Source organism: Serratia sp. CY33802 (genome assembly GCF_052169095.1).
In the GTDB taxonomy this organism is placed as follows: domain Bacteria; phylum Pseudomonadota; class Gammaproteobacteria; order Enterobacterales; family Enterobacteriaceae; genus Serratia; species Serratia bockelmannii.
The window spans coordinates 95,626-112,787 of sequence record NZ_JBJNLL010000006.1; the positions used below are offsets into that span (position 1 = coordinate 95,626).

15 protein-coding genes and 1 riboswitch are annotated in these 17,162 nt (G+C 61.2%); of the genes, 6 read left to right on the forward strand and 9 right to left on the reverse strand.

The genetic code is table 11. The features are described 5' to 3' along the window. Nucleotides 1-15 precede the first annotated feature (15 nt). The gene (locus ACJ8HA_RS17995) at nucleotides 16-441 is read right to left on the reverse strand and encodes a DUF1249 family protein (protein ID WP_004937244.1); all 426 of its coding nucleotides are present in this window, start codon (nucleotides 439-441) and stop codon (nucleotides 16-18) included. Then, nucleotides 441-1,073, reverse strand: a complete 633-nt coding sequence (gene nudF / locus ACJ8HA_RS18000; RefSeq protein ID WP_043142088.1) for an ADP-ribose diphosphatase — start codon at nucleotides 1,071-1,073, stop codon at nucleotides 441-443. Before nudF ends, ACJ8HA_RS17995 begins: the two co-directional genes overlap by 1 nt. 347 nt (nucleotides 1,074-1,420) lie before the next feature. Between nudF and hasF the strand changes: the two genes are divergently transcribed. Further along, nucleotides 1,421-2,938, forward strand: coding sequence for a multidrug efflux transporter outer membrane subunit HasF (hasF, locus tag ACJ8HA_RS18005; RefSeq protein ID WP_049296255.1), 1,518 nt, complete (start codon nucleotides 1,421-1,423; stop codon nucleotides 2,936-2,938). A gap of 151 nt (nucleotides 2,939-3,089) precedes the next feature. Continuing rightward, entirely contained in the window at nucleotides 3,090-5,039 is a 1,950-nt protein-coding gene (gene dhaR / locus ACJ8HA_RS18010) for a dihydroxyacetone kinase operon transcriptional regulator DhaR (RefSeq protein ID WP_197780852.1), read from the forward strand. On the opposite strand, the gene dhaM is transcribed toward dhaR, so the two are convergent. From dhaM to ACJ8HA_RS18030, 4 genes are read right to left on the reverse strand one after another with little or no spacing between them, the layout of a single operon-like run. Beyond that, the gene (dhaM, locus tag ACJ8HA_RS18015) at nucleotides 5,036-6,466 is read right to left on the reverse strand and encodes a dihydroxyacetone kinase phosphoryl donor subunit DhaM (RefSeq protein ID WP_442515426.1); all 1,431 of its coding nucleotides are present in this window, start codon (nucleotides 6,464-6,466) and stop codon (nucleotides 5,036-5,038) included. The two genes, dhaR and dhaM, sit on opposite strands and share 4 nt — an antisense overlap. A gap of 11 nt (nucleotides 6,467-6,477) precedes the next feature. Further along, a complete protein-coding gene (gene dhaL / locus ACJ8HA_RS18020; RefSeq protein ID WP_346421813.1) occupies nucleotides 6,478-7,110 on the reverse strand; it encodes a dihydroxyacetone kinase subunit DhaL in 633 nt (210 codons plus the stop codon). Nucleotides 7,111-7,119: 9 nt separating this feature from the next. Beyond that, nucleotides 7,120-8,190, reverse strand: a complete 1,071-nt coding sequence (gene dhaK, locus ACJ8HA_RS18025; RefSeq protein ID WP_043142075.1) for a dihydroxyacetone kinase subunit DhaK — start codon at nucleotides 8,188-8,190, stop codon at nucleotides 7,120-7,122. Nucleotides 8,191-8,241: 51 nt separating this feature from the next. Beyond that, a complete protein-coding gene (locus tag ACJ8HA_RS18030; RefSeq protein WP_043142071.1) occupies nucleotides 8,242-9,342 on the reverse strand; it encodes a glycerol dehydrogenase in 1,101 nt (366 codons plus the stop codon). 353 nt (nucleotides 9,343-9,695) lie between these two features. Here ACJ8HA_RS18030 and ACJ8HA_RS18035 point away from each other — a divergent pair, with 353 nt between their 5' ends. Both ACJ8HA_RS18035 and ACJ8HA_RS18040 read left to right on the forward strand, forming a co-directional pair. Next, nucleotides 9,696-10,358 (forward strand): DUF1190 family protein, encoded by a 663-nt coding sequence (locus tag ACJ8HA_RS18035; protein WP_025304315.1) that lies wholly within the window; start codon nucleotides 9,696-9,698, stop codon nucleotides 10,356-10,358. 3 nt (nucleotides 10,359-10,361) lie between these two features. Then, the gene (locus ACJ8HA_RS18040; RefSeq protein WP_025304316.1) at nucleotides 10,362-11,522 is read left to right on the forward strand and encodes a glutathionylspermidine synthase family protein; all 1,161 of its coding nucleotides are present in this window, start codon (nucleotides 10,362-10,364) and stop codon (nucleotides 11,520-11,522) included. Between the two features lie 47 nt (nucleotides 11,523-11,569). On the opposite strand, the gene ygiD is transcribed toward ACJ8HA_RS18040, so the two are convergent. Further along, on the reverse strand, nucleotides 11,570-12,352 hold the full coding sequence (gene ygiD, locus ACJ8HA_RS18045; protein WP_025304317.1) for a 4,5-DOPA dioxygenase extradiol: 783 nt from the start codon (nucleotides 12,350-12,352) through the stop codon (nucleotides 11,570-11,572). Between the two features lie 325 nt (nucleotides 12,353-12,677). Here ygiD and ACJ8HA_RS18050 point away from each other — a divergent pair, with 325 nt between their 5' ends. After that, nucleotides 12,678-14,210, forward strand: coding sequence for an alkaline phosphatase (locus ACJ8HA_RS18050; protein WP_442515427.1), 1,533 nt, complete (start codon nucleotides 12,678-12,680; stop codon nucleotides 14,208-14,210). Nucleotides 14,211-14,263: 53 nt separating this feature from the next. On the opposite strand, the gene ribB is transcribed toward ACJ8HA_RS18050, so the two are convergent. Next, nucleotides 14,264-14,917, reverse strand: coding sequence for a 3,4-dihydroxy-2-butanone-4-phosphate synthase (ribB, locus tag ACJ8HA_RS18055; RefSeq protein ID WP_004937218.1), 654 nt, complete (start codon nucleotides 14,915-14,917; stop codon nucleotides 14,264-14,266). 109 nt (nucleotides 14,918-15,026) lie between these two features. After that, a riboswitch (FMN riboswitch) is annotated at nucleotides 15,027-15,187 on the reverse strand. A 145-nt stretch (nucleotides 15,188-15,332) separates the two neighbouring features. Between ribB and ubiK the strand changes: the two genes are divergently transcribed. After that, the gene (ubiK, locus tag ACJ8HA_RS18060; RefSeq protein WP_004937216.1) at nucleotides 15,333-15,608 is read left to right on the forward strand and encodes a ubiquinone biosynthesis accessory factor UbiK; all 276 of its coding nucleotides are present in this window, start codon (nucleotides 15,333-15,335) and stop codon (nucleotides 15,606-15,608) included. A 61-nt stretch (nucleotides 15,609-15,669) separates the two neighbouring features. Here the strand turns inward: ubiK and hldE are convergent, their stop codons facing one another. Beyond that, nucleotides 15,670-17,100: a bifunctional D-glycero-beta-D-manno-heptose-7-phosphate kinase/D-glycero-beta-D-manno-heptose 1-phosphate adenylyltransferase HldE gene (gene hldE / locus ACJ8HA_RS18065; RefSeq protein WP_019453075.1), complete on the reverse strand. Its 1,431-nt coding sequence runs from the start codon at nucleotides 17,098-17,100 to the stop codon at nucleotides 15,670-15,672. Nucleotides 17,101-17,162: the final 62 nt, after the last annotated feature.

The window sequence follows — 17,162 nt, forward strand, 5'->3', positions numbered from 1 at the left end:
GTTATTTCAGTCTGTCTAACAAACCGGAACCGCCATCGCTCCATGCGCCAAACAGTAGCGCAGCCAATCAGCAAGAAACTGGTTAATTTGATGCTTTTCGTCGCGTTGATGCAACTTTTTATTAGGATAATCATAACGCGCTTTAAAGCGGTAGATCTGCTGACTGGAACACACTTCCGCAACCATGGCGTCATGGTACAACCGCACCGTCATCGCGGGCAGGCTCCAGTAGCTGACCGCCGGAAAGATCTGCTCGATCTCCACCAGCGACGTGTAACGCGTGGACTCAACGATGGTCAAACGATAGCCGGCGCCGTTCACCTGATAAGTCACCGTTTCGCCCGCTTCATCGTTGCGCGGCAGCAAGCGGCGCAATTGCGCGAAGTTGGTTTCGCACAATCTCATCATTTCGGGGAAATCAGGGGTATAGCGCTGTTTCATTAGTTGGCCCACTCTTTTCTCAACGATTCATGGTGCAACGCCAGCCATTGCAATGCAATCACTGATGCGGCGTTATCGATCGCGCCCTCCTCTACCCAGCGGTAAGCCTGCTCGCGGCTGACCACGTGGACGCGGATATCTTCATGCTCTTCCGCCAGACCGTGGATGCCCTCGGCGGTGCGGGCGTCCACTTCGCCGACCATGATCGACAAACGTTCGCTGGTACCGCCGGGGCTGGCCAGGTAGCTCAGCACCGGCTTACAGCGCCCGACCACCACGCCGGCCTCTTCCTGCGCTTCGCGGCGGCACACGTCTTCGACGCTTTCGCCGGTTTCGATCATACCCGCCACCATTTCCAGCAGCCAGGGCGAATTACGGGTATCGACCGCGGCGATGCGCAGTTGTTCAATCAGCACCACTTCATCGCGCACCGGATCATAGGGCAGCAGCACCGCCGCATGGCCGCGCTCGAAAATTTCACGCGTGATTTCAGGGCTCATTTCGCCATTGAACAACCGATGGCGAAACCGGTATAAATTGAGTGAAAAAAAACCACGGTACAGCGTCTCGCGTGCAATAATTTCTACATCTTTTTTATCGAAAGTAACGGGCGACGGCTGCGAACGGTTCATGCGCGAATTCTCCTGCTTGAGTATGCCGATAAAATAAACGGTTTTGATGACAGAAACAGCGGGACTCTCCGCCGCGGCTTTATGTTAGGCTGTTTCTCGCCGCCGGATGCGGCACGTTTGTGCGCTCGCAGGTAATAGCGGGAAACAATCCGGATTGTCAGCCATAATATCAGCTGCAGTCGACCGGGGCAGTACGCCAAGGTAAATGGGCGGTCTGAAAGGTAAAAGTTACGTGAGATGGCACATTCAGCCACCTGATGCGTACCGCAGACTCTGCTAGAATCGGCAACTATTTCGTCTATCGTCAGCGCTAACATAGCAATATTGCTGCACAACAAGGAATGCAAATGAAGAAACTGCTCCCCCTTCTTATCGGACTGAGCCTGGGCGGCTTCAGTGCAATGAGCCAGGCAGAGAACCTGCTGCAGGTCTACAAACAGGCCAGGGAAAGTAACCCGGATCTGCGCAAAAGTGCTGCTGACCGCGACGCCGCATTCGAAAAGATCAATGAAGCGCGCAGCCCGCTGTTGCCGCAGCTCGGTTTAACCGCAGGTTACGATTACACCAACGGTTATCGTGACAGCAATGGCGTTAACAGCAACGTGACCAGCGGTTCGCTGGCATTGACGCAAACCCTCTTCGACATGTCGAAATGGCGCCAGCTGACGCTGCAGGAAAAGACCGCCGGCATCTCCGACGTCACCTTCCAGACCGCAGAGCAGTCGCTGATTCTCAACACCGCCACCGCTTACTTCAACGTGCTGAAAGCGATCGACACGCTGTCCTATACCCAGGCGCAGAAAGACGCGGTCTACCGCACGCTGGATCAAACCACCCAACGCTTCAACGTGGGCCTGGTGGCGATCACCGATGTGCAGAACGCCCGTTCGAACTATGACACCGTGCTGGCGGCCGAAGTCTCCGCCCGCAACGATCTGGATAACGCGCTGGAAACGCTGCGCCAGGTGACCGGGGCCTTCTACCCGGAGCTGGCCTCGTTGAATACCGATCGCTTCAGTACCCAGCGCCCGGAAGCGGTGAACAACCTGCTGAAAGAAGCGGAAGCGCGCAACCTGAGCCTGCTGTCCGCCCGTCTGAGCCAGGATCTGGCGCGTGAGCAAATCCGCGCAGCCCAAACTGGCTATATGCCGACGATTGACGTCAGCGCGTCGACCGGCATCAGCAATACCAAATACAACGGCTCCAACACCGGCGGCGCGAATGCCGCACGCTACAGCGACTCCGATGCGGGCCAAAATAAGGTCGGCATCAGCTTCAACCTGCCGCTATACAGCGGCGGCGCGACCAACTCGCAGGTCAAACAAGCGCAGTACGGCTTCGTCGGCGCCAGTGAGCAGTTGGAAAGCTCCCACCGCAGCGTGGTGCAGACCGTGCGTTCGTCGTTCAACAACGTTAACGCCTCGATCAGCAGCATTAACGCCTACAAACAGGCGGTGATCTCCGCGCAGAGCTCCCTGGACGCGATGGAAGCCGGTTATCAGGTCGGTACCCGCACCATCGTCGATGTGCTGGACGCCACCACCACCCTGTATAACGCCAAACGTCAACTGTCCGACGCGCGTTATACCTATCTGATCAACCAGCTGAACATCAAGTCGGCGCTCGGCACGCTGAACCAGAACGATCTGCTGCTGCTGAATGGCGCGTTGGGCAAACCGGTGTCGACCGCGCCTGACGCCGTCGCACCGCAAAACCGCGCGCAGGACGCCTATGCGGACGGTTATCAGGACAATGCGCCGATGCAACAAACCGCGGCGCCGGCACCGGCGGCCACTCGCGTATCCGCGCCGGCCGTTACCTCCAGCCAACCGGCTCGCCACAGCGGCAACCCATTCCGCAACTGATGCGCGCACGTTGATAAACACGGGGTCCGGCCTGCGCCGCGCCCCGTTTTTTTTTGCCCCGATTTCCCCGCTTCTGCCCACCGCCTCACAGCCGCCGCTACACCAGGTGGTATCATCTTCACTCTCGTTTTCGCAGTCTGGATGAGGTTCGATGGACAACGATTCACGCTGGCAGCGGCTGATTAACGACGGTGAACTGCCGCCGCCGCTGCGCCCGACACAAGCCGTTTACGCCTCCTGGCTACGCTGCCGCAGCCTGATGCAGCCAGACGTTTGGCAGGCACCGCACCGCGCTCAGGGCGCCACCTTCGAATCGATTTGCCGCCGCAAGAACGATCTGCTGACGCTTGGCCAGGCGGCGCTGGAAGACGCCTGCGAATACATGGAGCCGCGACGTTGTCTGTTGCTGATCCTCGACGAGAGCGGCTGCACGCTGTGGCATTGCGGCGACGCCCAAACCTGGGAGCATTTGCAGCAACTGGGATTCGCCCCCGGCGCTTACTGGGCCGAGGGACAGATCGGCACCAATGCTCCGGCGCTGGCGGCGGCGGAAGGCCACCCGGTACGGGTGAGCGGTGAAGAGCATGTGCGCCAGGCGCTGCACGGCTGGTCGTTCTGCGCCACGCCGGTCTACGACAACAGCGGCCGCCAGCGCGGCTCGATCGCCCTGGGTTGCCTGCTGCCCGATTGCGCCGCCGGCGATCTGTCGCTGACGCTGGCCATCGCCCGCGAAATCGGTAACTCGCTGAACGCCGACGGCCTGCTGGCGGAATCCAACCGCCATCTGAATCAGCTTTACGGCCTGCTGGACGGCGTGGACGACGGCGTCATGGCCTGGGATCACCGCGGCTACCTGCAATACATCAACCAGCGCGCCGCCGGCCTGCTGAAGCTGGACGAACAGCAGAGCCAGGGCAAGCCGCTGACGCAGCTGTTGACGCTGCCCGCGCTGCTCAAGCGCGCCATCGCCGATCGCCAACCGCTGCAACACGTCGAAGTCACCTTCGAAAGTCAGCGACAATTTATCGCCGCATTGCTGACGCTCAAGCCGATTTTCGACGGCGATCGCTGCAGTTTCATCGCCCTGCTGCACCCGCTCGAACGGCTGCGCCAGTATGTCAGCAGCCAGCTGGGGCGCGTCAGCCACAGCTTCGAACAGATGCCCTCCACCTCGCTGGAAATGCGGCGACTGATCCGTTACGGGCAGCAGGCGGCCAAAGGCCAGCATCCGATCCTGTTGCGCGGAGAAGAAGGCGTTGGCAAAGAGCTGCTCAGCCAGGCTATCCACAACGCCGGCGAACGCGCCGCCGGGCCGTATATCGCCCTCAACTGCCAGCTGCTGACGCAGGCGCAGGGGCTGCGTGAGCTGCTGGGCAACGACGCCAGCGAAGAAGAGGCGGGCCAGCTCAGTAAATTCGAATTGGCCAACGGCGGCACGCTGTACCTCGAACAGATCGAATACCTGCCGGCGGAGATGCAGTCGGCGCTACTGCAGGTGTTGAAAACCGGCGTGGTGATCCGCCTCAATTCCAGCCGGGTGATCCCGGTCGATGTGCGTGTGATCGCCGGCAGCGCCGCCGATCTGCCGCTGCTGGTGCAGCAAAACCGCTTCCGCCGCCAGCTGTTTTACAGCCTGCAGGCGTTCGAAATCCTGATCCCGCCGCTGCGCCAGCGGCTGAGCGATATCCCGCTGCTGGTCAAACACCATCTGCGCACGCTGGAGCAGCATTTTCAGTGTCGCTTCCGGGTGGATGACGAGGTGATGACCCAGTTGGCGCTTTATCTGTGGCCGGGCAACGATTTGGAACTGAAAGGGGTGGTGGAGCGCGCGGCAATGATTTGCCACGGCCACCACATCCAGTTGGCGGATCTGCCGGCGCACCTGCTCGGCCAGCCGTCGCTGCTGGAAAGCGATCCGCAGCCCGGCGCACCGCTGTTGACGCTGACGGACATGGAACGCCAGGCGATCCTGCGCGCGGCGACCGTCAGCCGTGGCCAGGTGACGGAGATGGCGCAGCTGCTGGGCATCGGCCGCACCACGCTGTGGCGGAAGATCAAACAGCACGGGATCGACATCCGCCAGTTCAAGCTGCGTGCCTAGTGGCTGAGCTGCAATACCCCGCGCGCGGCGTCCAGCATCGCCTTCTGCCCGCTGCGGGTTTTGCTCAGGCAATCCTGCATGCCGACCACCATCGGAATGCCCATCGCCTTCGCCAGAATGGCGCTGTGCGACAGGGCATTGCCGCCGCTCAGGCAGATGCCGAGCACCAGCCGCCTGTCGAGCATCACCACCTCCGAGGGCATCAGCTCGTCCATCACCAAGATTGACGGTTCTGCGAGCGCCATGGCCGGCAGCGGCAGCCCCTGCAGATGGCACAGCGTGTGGCGCAGCATGTCGCGCACGTCCAATTCGCGCGCCCGCATGTAGTCGTCATCCAGCTCACGGTACTCTTCGGCGATCGCCCCCAGCACCTGCCGCCAGGCCTGCTCGGCGCAGCACAGCTGCTGCGCGATGCGGGTGTAAGCCGCCTGCTGCAGATCCGGATCGTCCAGCAGCATGCTGTGGGCGCCGAAGATCGCCGCCTGCGGCTTGCCGATCAGCGTGCCGGTACGCTCCGCCAGCCGGTTCAGATCGCTCAGCGTGTGCTGTAGTGCCTCCCGCAGGCGTTGCTGTTCGCCCAACACCTCGTCCGCACCAATCCGTCGATCGACGGTTGGCGGCCAGAAGCTGTGGGCCTGGAACACGGGTCCGCTGGTGACGCTTTCCGCCACCGGGATACCGTGCAGCGAAGGCTGCTGCCGCTCGGAGACCGTCTCGCCGAAATGTTGTTCCGCCAGCGCTTTGAACGCCGCCAGCGCCTCGTCCGCCTGCGCACCGTCGGCGATCAGGCGAACGGTGTCGCCGTGACGCACCTGCAGCAGCGCCAGCTGATTGAGGCTGCGCGGATCGACGCACTGCCCCTGCTTCTCCAGCACCAGCTCGGCCTTGAACGGCGCCAGCGTCTCGACCAGCCGCGCCGCCGGGCGCGCATGCAGCCCGTGCGGGTTCTGCACCGTCCAGGTTACGCTTTTGCCCTGCGCCAGCGGCAAGGCCACGCTTTTCGCCGTCGGTGAAGCCTCACCCAGCTGTGCCTGCTTGGCCTGCAGCGCCCCCTGCGCCTCCGCCACCACCTGTTCCAGCGAAGCACCGGAGTTGGCGGCCACCACCGCCGCCAGGGTGCCTTCAACCAGCGGCGCCGCGCACAGCCGCACTTTGGCGGCCAGGTCCGGGTCCAGCAGATCGAGCGCGGTTTCGGCACTGAGCAGCGCGCTGCCCAGATCCATCAGCACCAGAACGCCGTCGCCGTCGGCGACCGCTTCGATCGCCTCCATCACTTTGACCGCGTCGGTACCGATCGGGTGCTGCTCGTCATCCACGCCCGCCGCCAGCGCCAGTTTGCAGCCGTCGCCGCGCATCATCTGCCGCGCCAACTGCTCAACGCCGCGCGCCAGCAACGCGCTGTGCGAAACCACCACGATATTAATCATCTCGCCTCCTGCTAACTGCCGGCGACCTCGGCCAGCGTTTTCATCATCAACATCACCGAAGTGGCGCCGGGATCCTGGTGGCCGATGCTACGCTCGCCCAGGTAACTGGCCCGCCCTTTACGCGCCTGCATGGTAATGGTGCTCTCCACCGCCCGCTCGGCGCTGTCGGCGGCGCGCTGCAGCGCCTCCGCCACGCTCAGGTTCTGCTGCGCGGCCTGGCCGAGGCTTTCCACCACCGGCCACCAGACGTCGCACATGGTCTTGTCGCCCGGCTCCGCCTTACCGCGCATCACCACGCCTTCCACCCCTTCCTGCATCACCTGATGCAGCTCCACCAGATCCAGGCTTTGCTTGGCGTTCGCCGCCTGCGCCGCGCGGATGAAGAAGGTGCCGAACAGCGGACCGCTGGCGCCGCCCACGCTCGACAGCAGCGTCATACCGGTGTTTTTCAGGATAAAGCCGATATCCTTGTCCGCCACCGACGGCAGCTTTTCCACCACCTTATTGAAACCGCGATTCATGTTCAGACCGTGGTCGGCATCGCCGATCTCGGTGTCCAGTTGGGTGAGAAAATCGCGCTCCCGGTTGAATACTTCGCCGCAACGCATCAGCCAATCGACGACCTGTTGTTTGGTCAACGCCATAATTCCTCCTCAGCAACCCCAACGCAGCGCAGGCGTTTTCACCGGCGCATCCCACAAGGACAACAGCTCGTCGTCCACGTTCAACAACGTGATGGACACGCCCTGCATATCAAGCGAGGTGCAATAAGAACCCACCAGGTTGCGTTCGATAATGATGCCCGCCTCGGCGCAACGCTCCGCCAATCGATGGTAGACGCCATACAGCTCGGACAGCGGCGTGGCACCCAGGTTATTGACCAGCGCGATCACCCGATCGCCGCGCGTCAGCGGCTGCTTGGTCTGCATCTCGTCGCGCCACTCGCCCTGCTGACGATCCCAGACGCGGATCGTGCGCTGATAGTGGCCGTGGTCGATCAACGTATGGAACATGTCGTCCACCGCCGCGTTGAGCGTGGTGAACGGGCGGCGCGCAATGCCCGGCTCGCCGTGAATGCCGACGCCGAACTCCATCTCGTTCTCCGCCAGGGTGAACGACGGTTTGCCGGCGGCGGGGACGGTACAGGCACCCAGCGCAATGCCAATCGAATGCCCGTGGTTGTTGATGCGATGCCCCAGCGTCACCACGCTGTCCAGATCGTCGCCGCGCGCTGCGGCGGCGCCCAGCAGTTTCTCCATCAGCACGGTGTTGGCCACCCCGCGTCGCCCAGCAGTGAACAGGCTGTCTTTGACCGCCACGTCGTCATCCACCAGCACCGTCGCCACCGCGACGCCGCTGTCGTGCAGCAGTTCGGTGGCAGTTTCGAAGTTGAGCACGTCTCCGGTGTAGTTCTTAATCAGCAGCAACACGCCGGCGCCGCCGTCGATCGCCTGACCGCACTCGTACATTTTATCCGGCGTCGGCGAGGTGAAAATCTCGCCCGGACAGGCGCCGTCGAGCATCCCTTCGCCGACGAAACCGCAGTGCATCGGCTCGTGGCCGCTACCGCCGCCGGACAGGATCGCCACCTTGCCCGCCACCGGCGCGTCGGCGCGGGTCACGAACACCGGATCCGCGTGCACCAGCAACTCGGGATGGGCCTCCGCCAGCCCCTGCAACTGCTCTTCCAACACCGACTCGACCTGATTAATCAGTTTTTTCACGATGATTTCCTCTGTAAGCCCAGGGGCGCGGCGCACCGCGCCCCAACGGTATCAATGACGCTGCAGCCAGGCGGTGCCCAGCCTGTCCGCCGTCAGGATCGCCGCCTGCACGCCCGCAGGGGTGACCTTGAACGGCATGTTGTGAATGGTTTCGCCGGCGGCGCAACTGGCCTCGGCCACCGCCATCATCTTCGCCGTCGCGTCGCCGGTGACGCCCATCTGCGCCAGCGTGATCGGCAGGCCGATGTCATGGCAAAACGCCAACACGGTTTCAATCTGCGCCATCGGGCTGTTCTGCAATACCAGCTGCGCCAAGGTGCCGAACGCCACTTTTTCGCCGTGATACAGGTGGTGGCACTCTTCCAGCACGGTGAAACCGTTGTGAATGGCGTGCGCCGCCGCCAGCCCGCTACTCTCGAAGCCGATGCCGCTCAAATACGTATTGGCCTCAATAATGCGCTCCACCGCTTCCGTTACCACGCCGGCCTCGACCGCCAGCTTGGCCTTCACCCCTTCGGCCAGCAGCGTGTCATAGCACAGCCGCGCCAGACTGAGCGCCGCCAGCGTCGATTTGCCGCCGGCCATGCTGGTGGCCTGAGCGTCGAAGCAGGCCTGCGCCTCGAAATAGGTGGAAAGCGCGTCGCCCATGCCGGCCACCAGCAGGCGCACCGGCGCGTTGGCGATGATGGAACTGTCCATCACCACCATATCTGGGTTGCGCGGGTAGATCAGGTATTCGGCGAATTCGCCCTGTTCGGTGTAGAGAACCGACAGCGCGCTGGTCGGCGCATCGGTGGAAGCAATGGTGGGAATGAGCACCACCGGCAGCTGTTGGTAGTGGGCGACGGCCTTGGCGGTGTCGAGCGTCTTACCACCGCCGACGCCGATCACTCCGCGGCAACCGTGGGCCTGCAGCTCGCGGCCGAGCCGGTCTATCTCTTTGCGGCAGCACTCGCCGTTGAAGCGGGCCGCGTGATGTTTCACGCCGTGCTGCTGCAGGCTGCCCATTAGGGTGTCGCCCGCCAGCTGCATCACGAAGTCGTCGGCGATCACCAGGTAATGATCGGCGAGGGATTTGGCGTATTCGCCGACGACGGCTAGCGCATTGGCGCCCTGAATGTATTTACCTGGTGACTGGATGATTCTCAACATAACTGGATCCTTGTAGGGAGTTGGCGATGGTAACGTTCAGATATCAGGTGATGACGCGCCGACTTCGCCGCCGGCTTGTTGTTGTGCTTCGACTATGAGCGCCTGCCACCCGCCTGGCGAGCTTCGCGATTTTTGTTCCATTATGGAACATCATCATAGCGATAACGTTTCATGATGAAACGCCAACGCGCGTTTTTTCGCCGCGAAAGCGAACTGGCGCACACCCCAACGTATAACTGCGTAAAGAGTGGATTCTACGGGCGTTTCAGCTTTAATTTTGACCATGTTTCCCCTATCCTTAGCGCCACTACTGGGAAAGGGCGAAAACAGCCCGCATGATGGGATTGATAACGATGAAACGGACAAAAAACATCAACCAAGAGACGTTCCGCAAATCCTGGCGCAGCTACCGTGTCGCGCCCGTGGCCTTGGCGATCAGCGCCGTCTTTATGCTGGCCGGCTGCGAGAAGAGCGATGAAACGGTCTCCCTGTATCAGAATGCCGATGACTGTTCGCGCGCCAATCCTTCGATGAGCGAGCAGTGCACCACCTCCTACAACAACGCCCTGCAAGAAGCGGCGAAAACCGCGCCGAAATACGCCACCCGCGAAGACTGCGTCGCCGAGTTCGGCGAAGCGCAGTGCACCCAGGCGCCGGCACAGGCCGGCATGGCGGCGGAATCGCAAAGCAGCGGCAGCTTCTGGATGCCGCTGATGGCGGGCTACATGATGGGCCGCCTGATGGGCGGTTCCGGCTTCGCGCAGCAGCCACTGTTCACTTCCAAGAACGCCGCCAGCCCGGCGAACGGCAAGTTTGTCGACGCCAGCGGCAAGAGCTACGGCCCGGCCACCGCCGGCGGCCGCACCATGACGGTGCCGAAAACCGCCATGGCGCCAAAGCCTGCGGTCACCAACACCGTGACCCGCGGTGGTTTCGGCGAGACCGTGGCCAAGCAGACCAGCATGCAGCGCAGCAGCGCCACTTCCAACTCCGGCTCTCGCAGCATGGGCGGTTGATGCATGAAACGTATTGCTATTACCGAGCGCCCGGACTGGCGTGAAAAAGCGACCGAGTTCGGTTTCCGTTTCCACACCATGTACGGCGAGCCGTACTGGTGTGAAGACGCCTATTACCAGTTCACGCTGGCGCAGATTGAAGAGATCGAAAACGCCACCGCCGAGCTGCACCAGATGTGCCTGCAGGTGGTGGAAAAGGTGGTCGGCAGCGATGAGCTGATGGCCAAGTTCTGCATTCCGAAACACACCTGGGAGTTCGTGCGCAGCTCCTGGCGCACCAACCAGCCGTCGCTGTATTCGCGTCTCGATCTGGCCTACGACGGCGTCAACCCGCCGAAGCTGCTGGAGAACAACGCCGATACGCCAACCTCGCTGTATGAGGCGGCCTTCTTCCAGTGGCTGTGGCTGGAAGACCAGATCAACGCCGGCAAGCTGGATCCGGAATCGGATCAGTACAACAGCCTGCAGGAGAAGCTGATCGAGCGTTTCGCCGAGCTGAAAGCGCATCACGGCTTCGGCCTGTTGCACCTGGCCTGCTGCCAGGACAGCGAAGAAGATCGCGGCACGGTGCAATATCTGCAGGACTGCGCGCAGGAAGCCGGTCTGCCGACCGAGTTCCTGTTCATGGAAGAGATTGGTCTTGGCGAGAAAGGCCAGTTTACCGATCTGCAGGATCAGGTGATCGGCAACCTGTTCAAGCTCTACCCGTGGGAATTCATGCTGCGCGAGATGTTCTCCACCAAGCTGGAAGACGCCGGCGTGCGTTGGCTGGAGCCGGCCTGGAAGAGCATCATCTCCAACAAGGCGCTGCTGCCGCTGCTGTGGGAAATGTTCCCTAACCACCCTAACCTGTTGCCGGCTTATTTCGCGCAAGACGATCATCCGCCGATGGATCATTACGTCACCAAACCGCTGTTCTCACGCGAAGGCGCCAATATCCAGATCGTCGAAAACGGTCAGGAAGTGGCGCGCGTCGATGGGCCGTACGGTGAAGAAGGCATGATCGTGCAGCAGTTCCATCCGCTTCCGAAGTTCGAAGACAGCTACACGCTGATCGGCAGCTGGCTGGTGAACGATCAACCCTGCGGCATCGGCCTGCGCGAAGATCGCGAACTGATCACGCAGGATCTGTCGCGCTTCTATCCGCACACCATCCTCGGCTGATCACCCCGCTGAAGACAAAACGCCAGTCTCTGACTGGCGTTTTTTCTTTACCCCACCTGCACCGACAGCATGCTCAGCGCCCCCATTTCGATACCGTCGATCGGCACGCTGATGGCTTCTTTTCCATCCCAGCCGCCGAGCACGTACAGCAACGGCAGATAGTGTTCCGGCGTCGGGTTTGACAACGCCGCGCCCTCATGGCGCATGAAATCCACCAGCGGGTGGTTGTCGCCCCGATAGCGCAGGTTATCCCGGACAAAGTTATTGAACGATTCCGCCCACGGGTAGGCGCTGGTATCGCCCTGCCATTTCACCATGCGCAGGTTGTGTACCACGTTGCCGCTGGCGACGATCATCACCCCCTCATCGCGCAGCGCCGCCAGTTTACGACCCAGCTCATAGTGATAGGCTGCCGGCTGCGTGCCGTCGACGCTGAGCTGCACCACCGGGATATCGGCATTGGGATACATCTTGATCAATACGCCCCAAGTACCGTGATCCAACCCCCACTCACCGAGATCGGCCGTCACCGGCACCGGCGCCAGAATGTGCTGCAGCTGCGTGGCCAGCGCGGGAGAGCCCGGCGCCGGATAACGGGTATCAAACAGCGCCTGCGGGAACCCGCCGAAGTCGTGAATGGTTTTGGGTTTTTCCATCGCAGTGACCGCAGTGCCACGGGTATACCAATGCGCAGAAACCGCCACGATCGCCTTCGGCCGCGGCAATGACTCACCCAACGCACGCCATGCCCGGGTGTAACGGTTGTCTTCCAGCACGTTCATAGGGCTACCGTGGCCAAGAAACAGTGCCGGCATACGAGAGGTGTTCATAGTGGGATCCTCAGTTCAAATTGTGCTATGCCGCTACATTACGCGCTTTGACGCATCAACACAGCCGGATAACCGTGATGAAGATATTCAATAAATTTGAAATAAAAGCCGGAAAAATAGACTGGCAAACAAAAAGTTAAAAAATGCATATTTTTCAAATAATTAATAATCAACGTGAATACCATGGCATTACTGCCACACAGATCTAATTTGTGAACAATTTATGTACTCTTTGTTAACGCGATCTATACACTCCTCCTTCAGTCGACAGGGTGTTGGCAGCCCGTCGGCGCTACGGGAATCACGTCTCACCAAGGAGGAATTCATGTTCAGACTCACACTGGCAACCCGCCTGGCGCTTTCCATGACCTTGTTCGCCACGGGGGCAGTCGCCGCCGGCGCGGTGGACAACGCGCCGCTGACGCAGCGCAAAGACCCTTACTTCCTTCAGGCGCAAGCCCAGCTGCAACAGCGGCTGAAGCAGACACCAAACACCAACCGCGCCAAAAACGTCATTCTGGTGGTCGGTGACGGCATGGGATTTTCCACCGTGACCGCCGCCCGCATTTTTGAAGGGCAGCAGCGCGGCGTGGATGGCGAGTCCAACGTGCTGGCCTGGGAAGCCTTCCCCTATTTGGCGGCGGCCAAAACCTATTCCGCCGACGCCCAAATCACCGACTCTGCGCCCAGCGCGGTGGCAATGACCACCGGCGTCAAAACCATCAACGATCTGATGGGCCTAAACCATACGGCCACCCTCAACAATTGCGAGGATCAGCAAACCAAGGCCGTCACCACGCTCTGGGAGATGGCCGCAACGCTCGGCATGGCCACCGGCGCCGTGACAACCGCGACCATTACCCACGCCACGCCGGGCGCCACCTATGCCCATATCGCCAACCGCGACTGGGAGTCTGACGCCAAAATACCGGCGGATGCCCTGGCCGCAGGCTGCCGCGACATCGCGCGCCAGCTGGTGGAAATGAAATACGGCAACGGCCTGAACGTGGCGATGGGCGGTGGGCGCGCCAACTTCCTGCCCGACAGCGTGAGCGATCCGGAATATCCCGGCAAAACAGGCGCCAGAAAGGATGGCCGCGACCTGACGCAGGCCTGGCTGCAGCGCTACGGCGAGCGTGGGCAATACGTATGGAATCAGGCACAGTTCGATAAAATCGAGCCGGGTAAGGTCGACCATCTGTTGGCCCTGTTCGAGCCATCACACATGAACTTCGAGCACGATCGACGGCAAGACGCGGCGGGAGAACCTTCACTGGCAGAGATGACCGGCAAGGCCATCGATATTCTGGCCAGGAATCCCGAAGGCTATCTGTTGCTGGTAGAAGGCGGGCGCGTCGATCACGGCAGCCATAACGGCAACGCCTACCGCACGCTGAGCGACGCGGTCGCCCTGAACGAGGCGGTGAAAACCATCGTCGGCAAGGTCAACCTGGACGAAACGCTGGTGATCGTGACCGGCGATCACAGCCACACGCTGACCATCGCCGGCTATGCCAAGCGCGGCAATCCTATCCTCGGCATTTCCGTCGGCGTCGACGGTAAACCTCGGCTGGGCAGCGACGGCAAGCCCTACACCACCCTCGGTTTCGCCAACGGCCCCGGCGGCACAATCCCGCTGGCCGAGCGCCCGGCATTGACCATGGAGCAAACCACCGCGCCCGACTTTATTCAGCCGGCGCTGGTGCCGCTGAAAAGCGAGACGCACGGCGGGGAAGATCTCGGCATCTACGCCATCGGCCCCTGGGCGCATCTGTTCCAGGGTACGGTTGAGGAGAACTACACCTTCCACGTGATGAATTACGCCAGCCGCATCGGCGAACGCCTGTCAAAACGGTAGCCACAAAAAAAGCCGCGTTACGCGGCTTTTTTATCGTTGAAAGCGGCCGGCTATCAGCTGGCTTTTTTCTCGTGCGCCTGGCGGTAGGCCACCAGATCTTCGATGGTCAGCACTACCATGTCGTGCTGTTTGGCGAAGGTAATCACTTCCGGCGCATGCGCCATGCTGCCGTCGTCATTGGTCAGTTCACACAGTACGCCGGCAGGTTTGAAACCGGCCATGGAGACCAGATCGATGGTTGCTTCGGTGTGGCCGCGACGGCTCAGCACGCCGCCCGGCTGCGCACGCAGCGGGAACACGTGGCCCGGACGGTTCAGGTCGCTCGGCTTGGCGCTGTCTGCCACCGCCGCGCGGATGGTGGTCAGGCGATCGGAAGCGGAAACCCCGGTGGTCACGCCCTGCGCCGCTTCGATGGTCACGGTGAAGGCGGTCTGGAACTGGCTGGAGTTGTTGGTCACCATCATCGGCAGCTCAAGCTGCTGACGGCGTTCTTCGGTGATGCACAGGCACACGATACCGCTGCCGTGGCGGATGGTCAGCGCCATCTGCTCAACGGTCATGGTTTCCGCGGCGAAGATCATGTCACCTTCGTTTTCACGATTTTCATCATCGAGCACCATTACGCCGCGCCCGTTGCGCAGTGCGTCGATCGCGCGTTCAACGCGTTCTGTCGGCGTGCCGAAGTCTGAAAGTAGCGTCTGATTCATGGTAAAAAACCTCATTAAAAATTATGGATTACCAGAACCAGGGCGATCTTGAGGAGTAGCTAGCAATAGCTAAAAAAATAACGCAAGCGGGCGCATGCCCGGCAGATACCGTTACTCTCTCCCATCCGGACTATAACCGTCGGCCCCGGAATTACACCGGATCTGCTGACCTCTAACCGGCCTTTACAGGCTGGCTGAGCGCTCGCGGGCTTTCACCGTAGAAGGTGATTTACCGCCGGTGGGGACTTTCACCCCGCCCTGAGAATAAGCAAGATGACTATAACGCTAATGGGTAGGCAGGGCAATTGGCAAAAGCACAATTCGGCCACGTACGGCGAATGCGCTTAATGGTTTATCCGACGGGCAACTCGCATTACACTAAGCGGCAGCTATTAAACTCTGAAAGGGATACGCCATGATTGACCCGAAAAAAATCGAACAAATCGCACGCCAGGTTCATGAGTCCATGCCTAAAGGCGTTCGTGAATTCGGGGAAGACGTTGAGAAAAAAATCCGTCAGGTGCTGCAATCGCAGTTGACCCGCCTGGATTTGGTTAACCGCGAAGAGTTCGACGTGCAGACTCAGGTGCTGTTGCGCACCCGCGAGAAGCTGGCGCTGTTGGAACAGCGCATGGCCGAGCTGGAAAGCAAACTGAGCGCGGCGCCGGCAGCCAAGCAGGAAGACGAATAATTCCCGCCAAGGGCGCGCACCTGTATGAACCGCGCGCCCTTGTTCTTTAGATTACCCGGCGTTAGCCGCGCCCGTCTTTAATCGCTTTGATGATGTTGGTGGTCGACAGGCCGTCTTCAAAGTTCAACACTTTGACATCGCCGCCGTTGGCCCACACTTCCGCACTGCCGGCAATCTCTTCCGGTTTGTAATCGCCGCCTTTCACCAGCAGATCCGGCAGAATGTCGGCGATCAAGCGCTGCGGCGTGTCCTCTTCGAACGGCACCACCCAATCCACCGCTTCCAGCGCGCCCAGTACAATCATGCGGTTCTCCAGCGCGTTGACCGGGCGTGTTTCCCCTTTCAGGCGCTTGGTCGACGCATCGCTGTTCACCGCCACGATCAGGCGATCGCCCAGCTTGCGGGCGTTGGCCAGATAAGAGACGTGGCCGGCATGCAAAATGTCGAAGATGCCGTTGGTCATCACCACTTTTTCGCCGCGCTGACGCGCCTGCGCGACGGCATGCTTCAACTGCGCTTCGGTCATCACGCCAAAACCGGTCTCGGCGCGGCCGCGCACCGCGTTTTCCAGCTCGATCGGCGACACGGTGGAGGTACCGAGCTTGCCCACCACCACGCCGGCGGCGGCGTTGGCCAGGAAACAGGACTCTTCCAGCGAGTTACCGGCGGCCAGCGAGGCGGCCAGCACGCCGATCACGGTGTCGCCGGCGCCGGTCACATCAAACACTTCCTGTGCCTGGGTCGGCAAGTGCAGCGGTTCAACGCCCGGCTGCAACAGCGTCATGCCGTGTTCTGAACGGGTAACCAGCAGCGCCGACAGCTCGAAATCCGCCACCAGCTTCATACCGCGTTCCACCAGTTCCGCTTCATCCTTGCAGTGGCCCACCACCGCTTCGAACTCGGACAGGTTCGGCGTCAGCAGCGTCGCGCCGCGATAGCGCTCGAAATCAGATCCTTTCGGATCGATCAGCACCGGCACCTTGGCGGCGCGCGCCAGTTGGATCATGCCCTGCACCTGGCTGAGCGCGCCCTTGGCGTAATCGGACAGCACCAGCGCGCCGATCTGCGGCAGCGCCTGCTGAATACGCTCCAGCATCGGCTGTGGATCAACGTTGGAGAAGCCTTCTTCGAAGTCGAGACGGATCAGTTGCTGGTTGCGGGACAGCACGCGCAGCTTGGTGATGGTCGGATGGGTCGGCACCGAGACGAAGTCGCAGCGCACGTTGACTTCATTCAGCTTGGCGCTCAGCGCCCGCGCCGCATCGTCGATGCCGGTCAGGCCCACCAGACGGGAAGTGGCGCCCAGCGAAGCGATGTTCATCGCCACGTTAGCCGCGCCGCCGGGACGCTCTTCGATGGTATCGACCTTGACCACCGGCACCGGGGCTTCCGGTGAAATGCGGCTGGTCGGCCCATACCAATAGCGATCCAACATGACGTCACCGACCACCAGCACACCGGCGCGGCGAAAATCAGGCAGCGTAACTTTCATCCGATAACTCCAAAAAAGAACAAAATTTTTGTGGCGCAGATATTACCACAGACCGCCGGAAT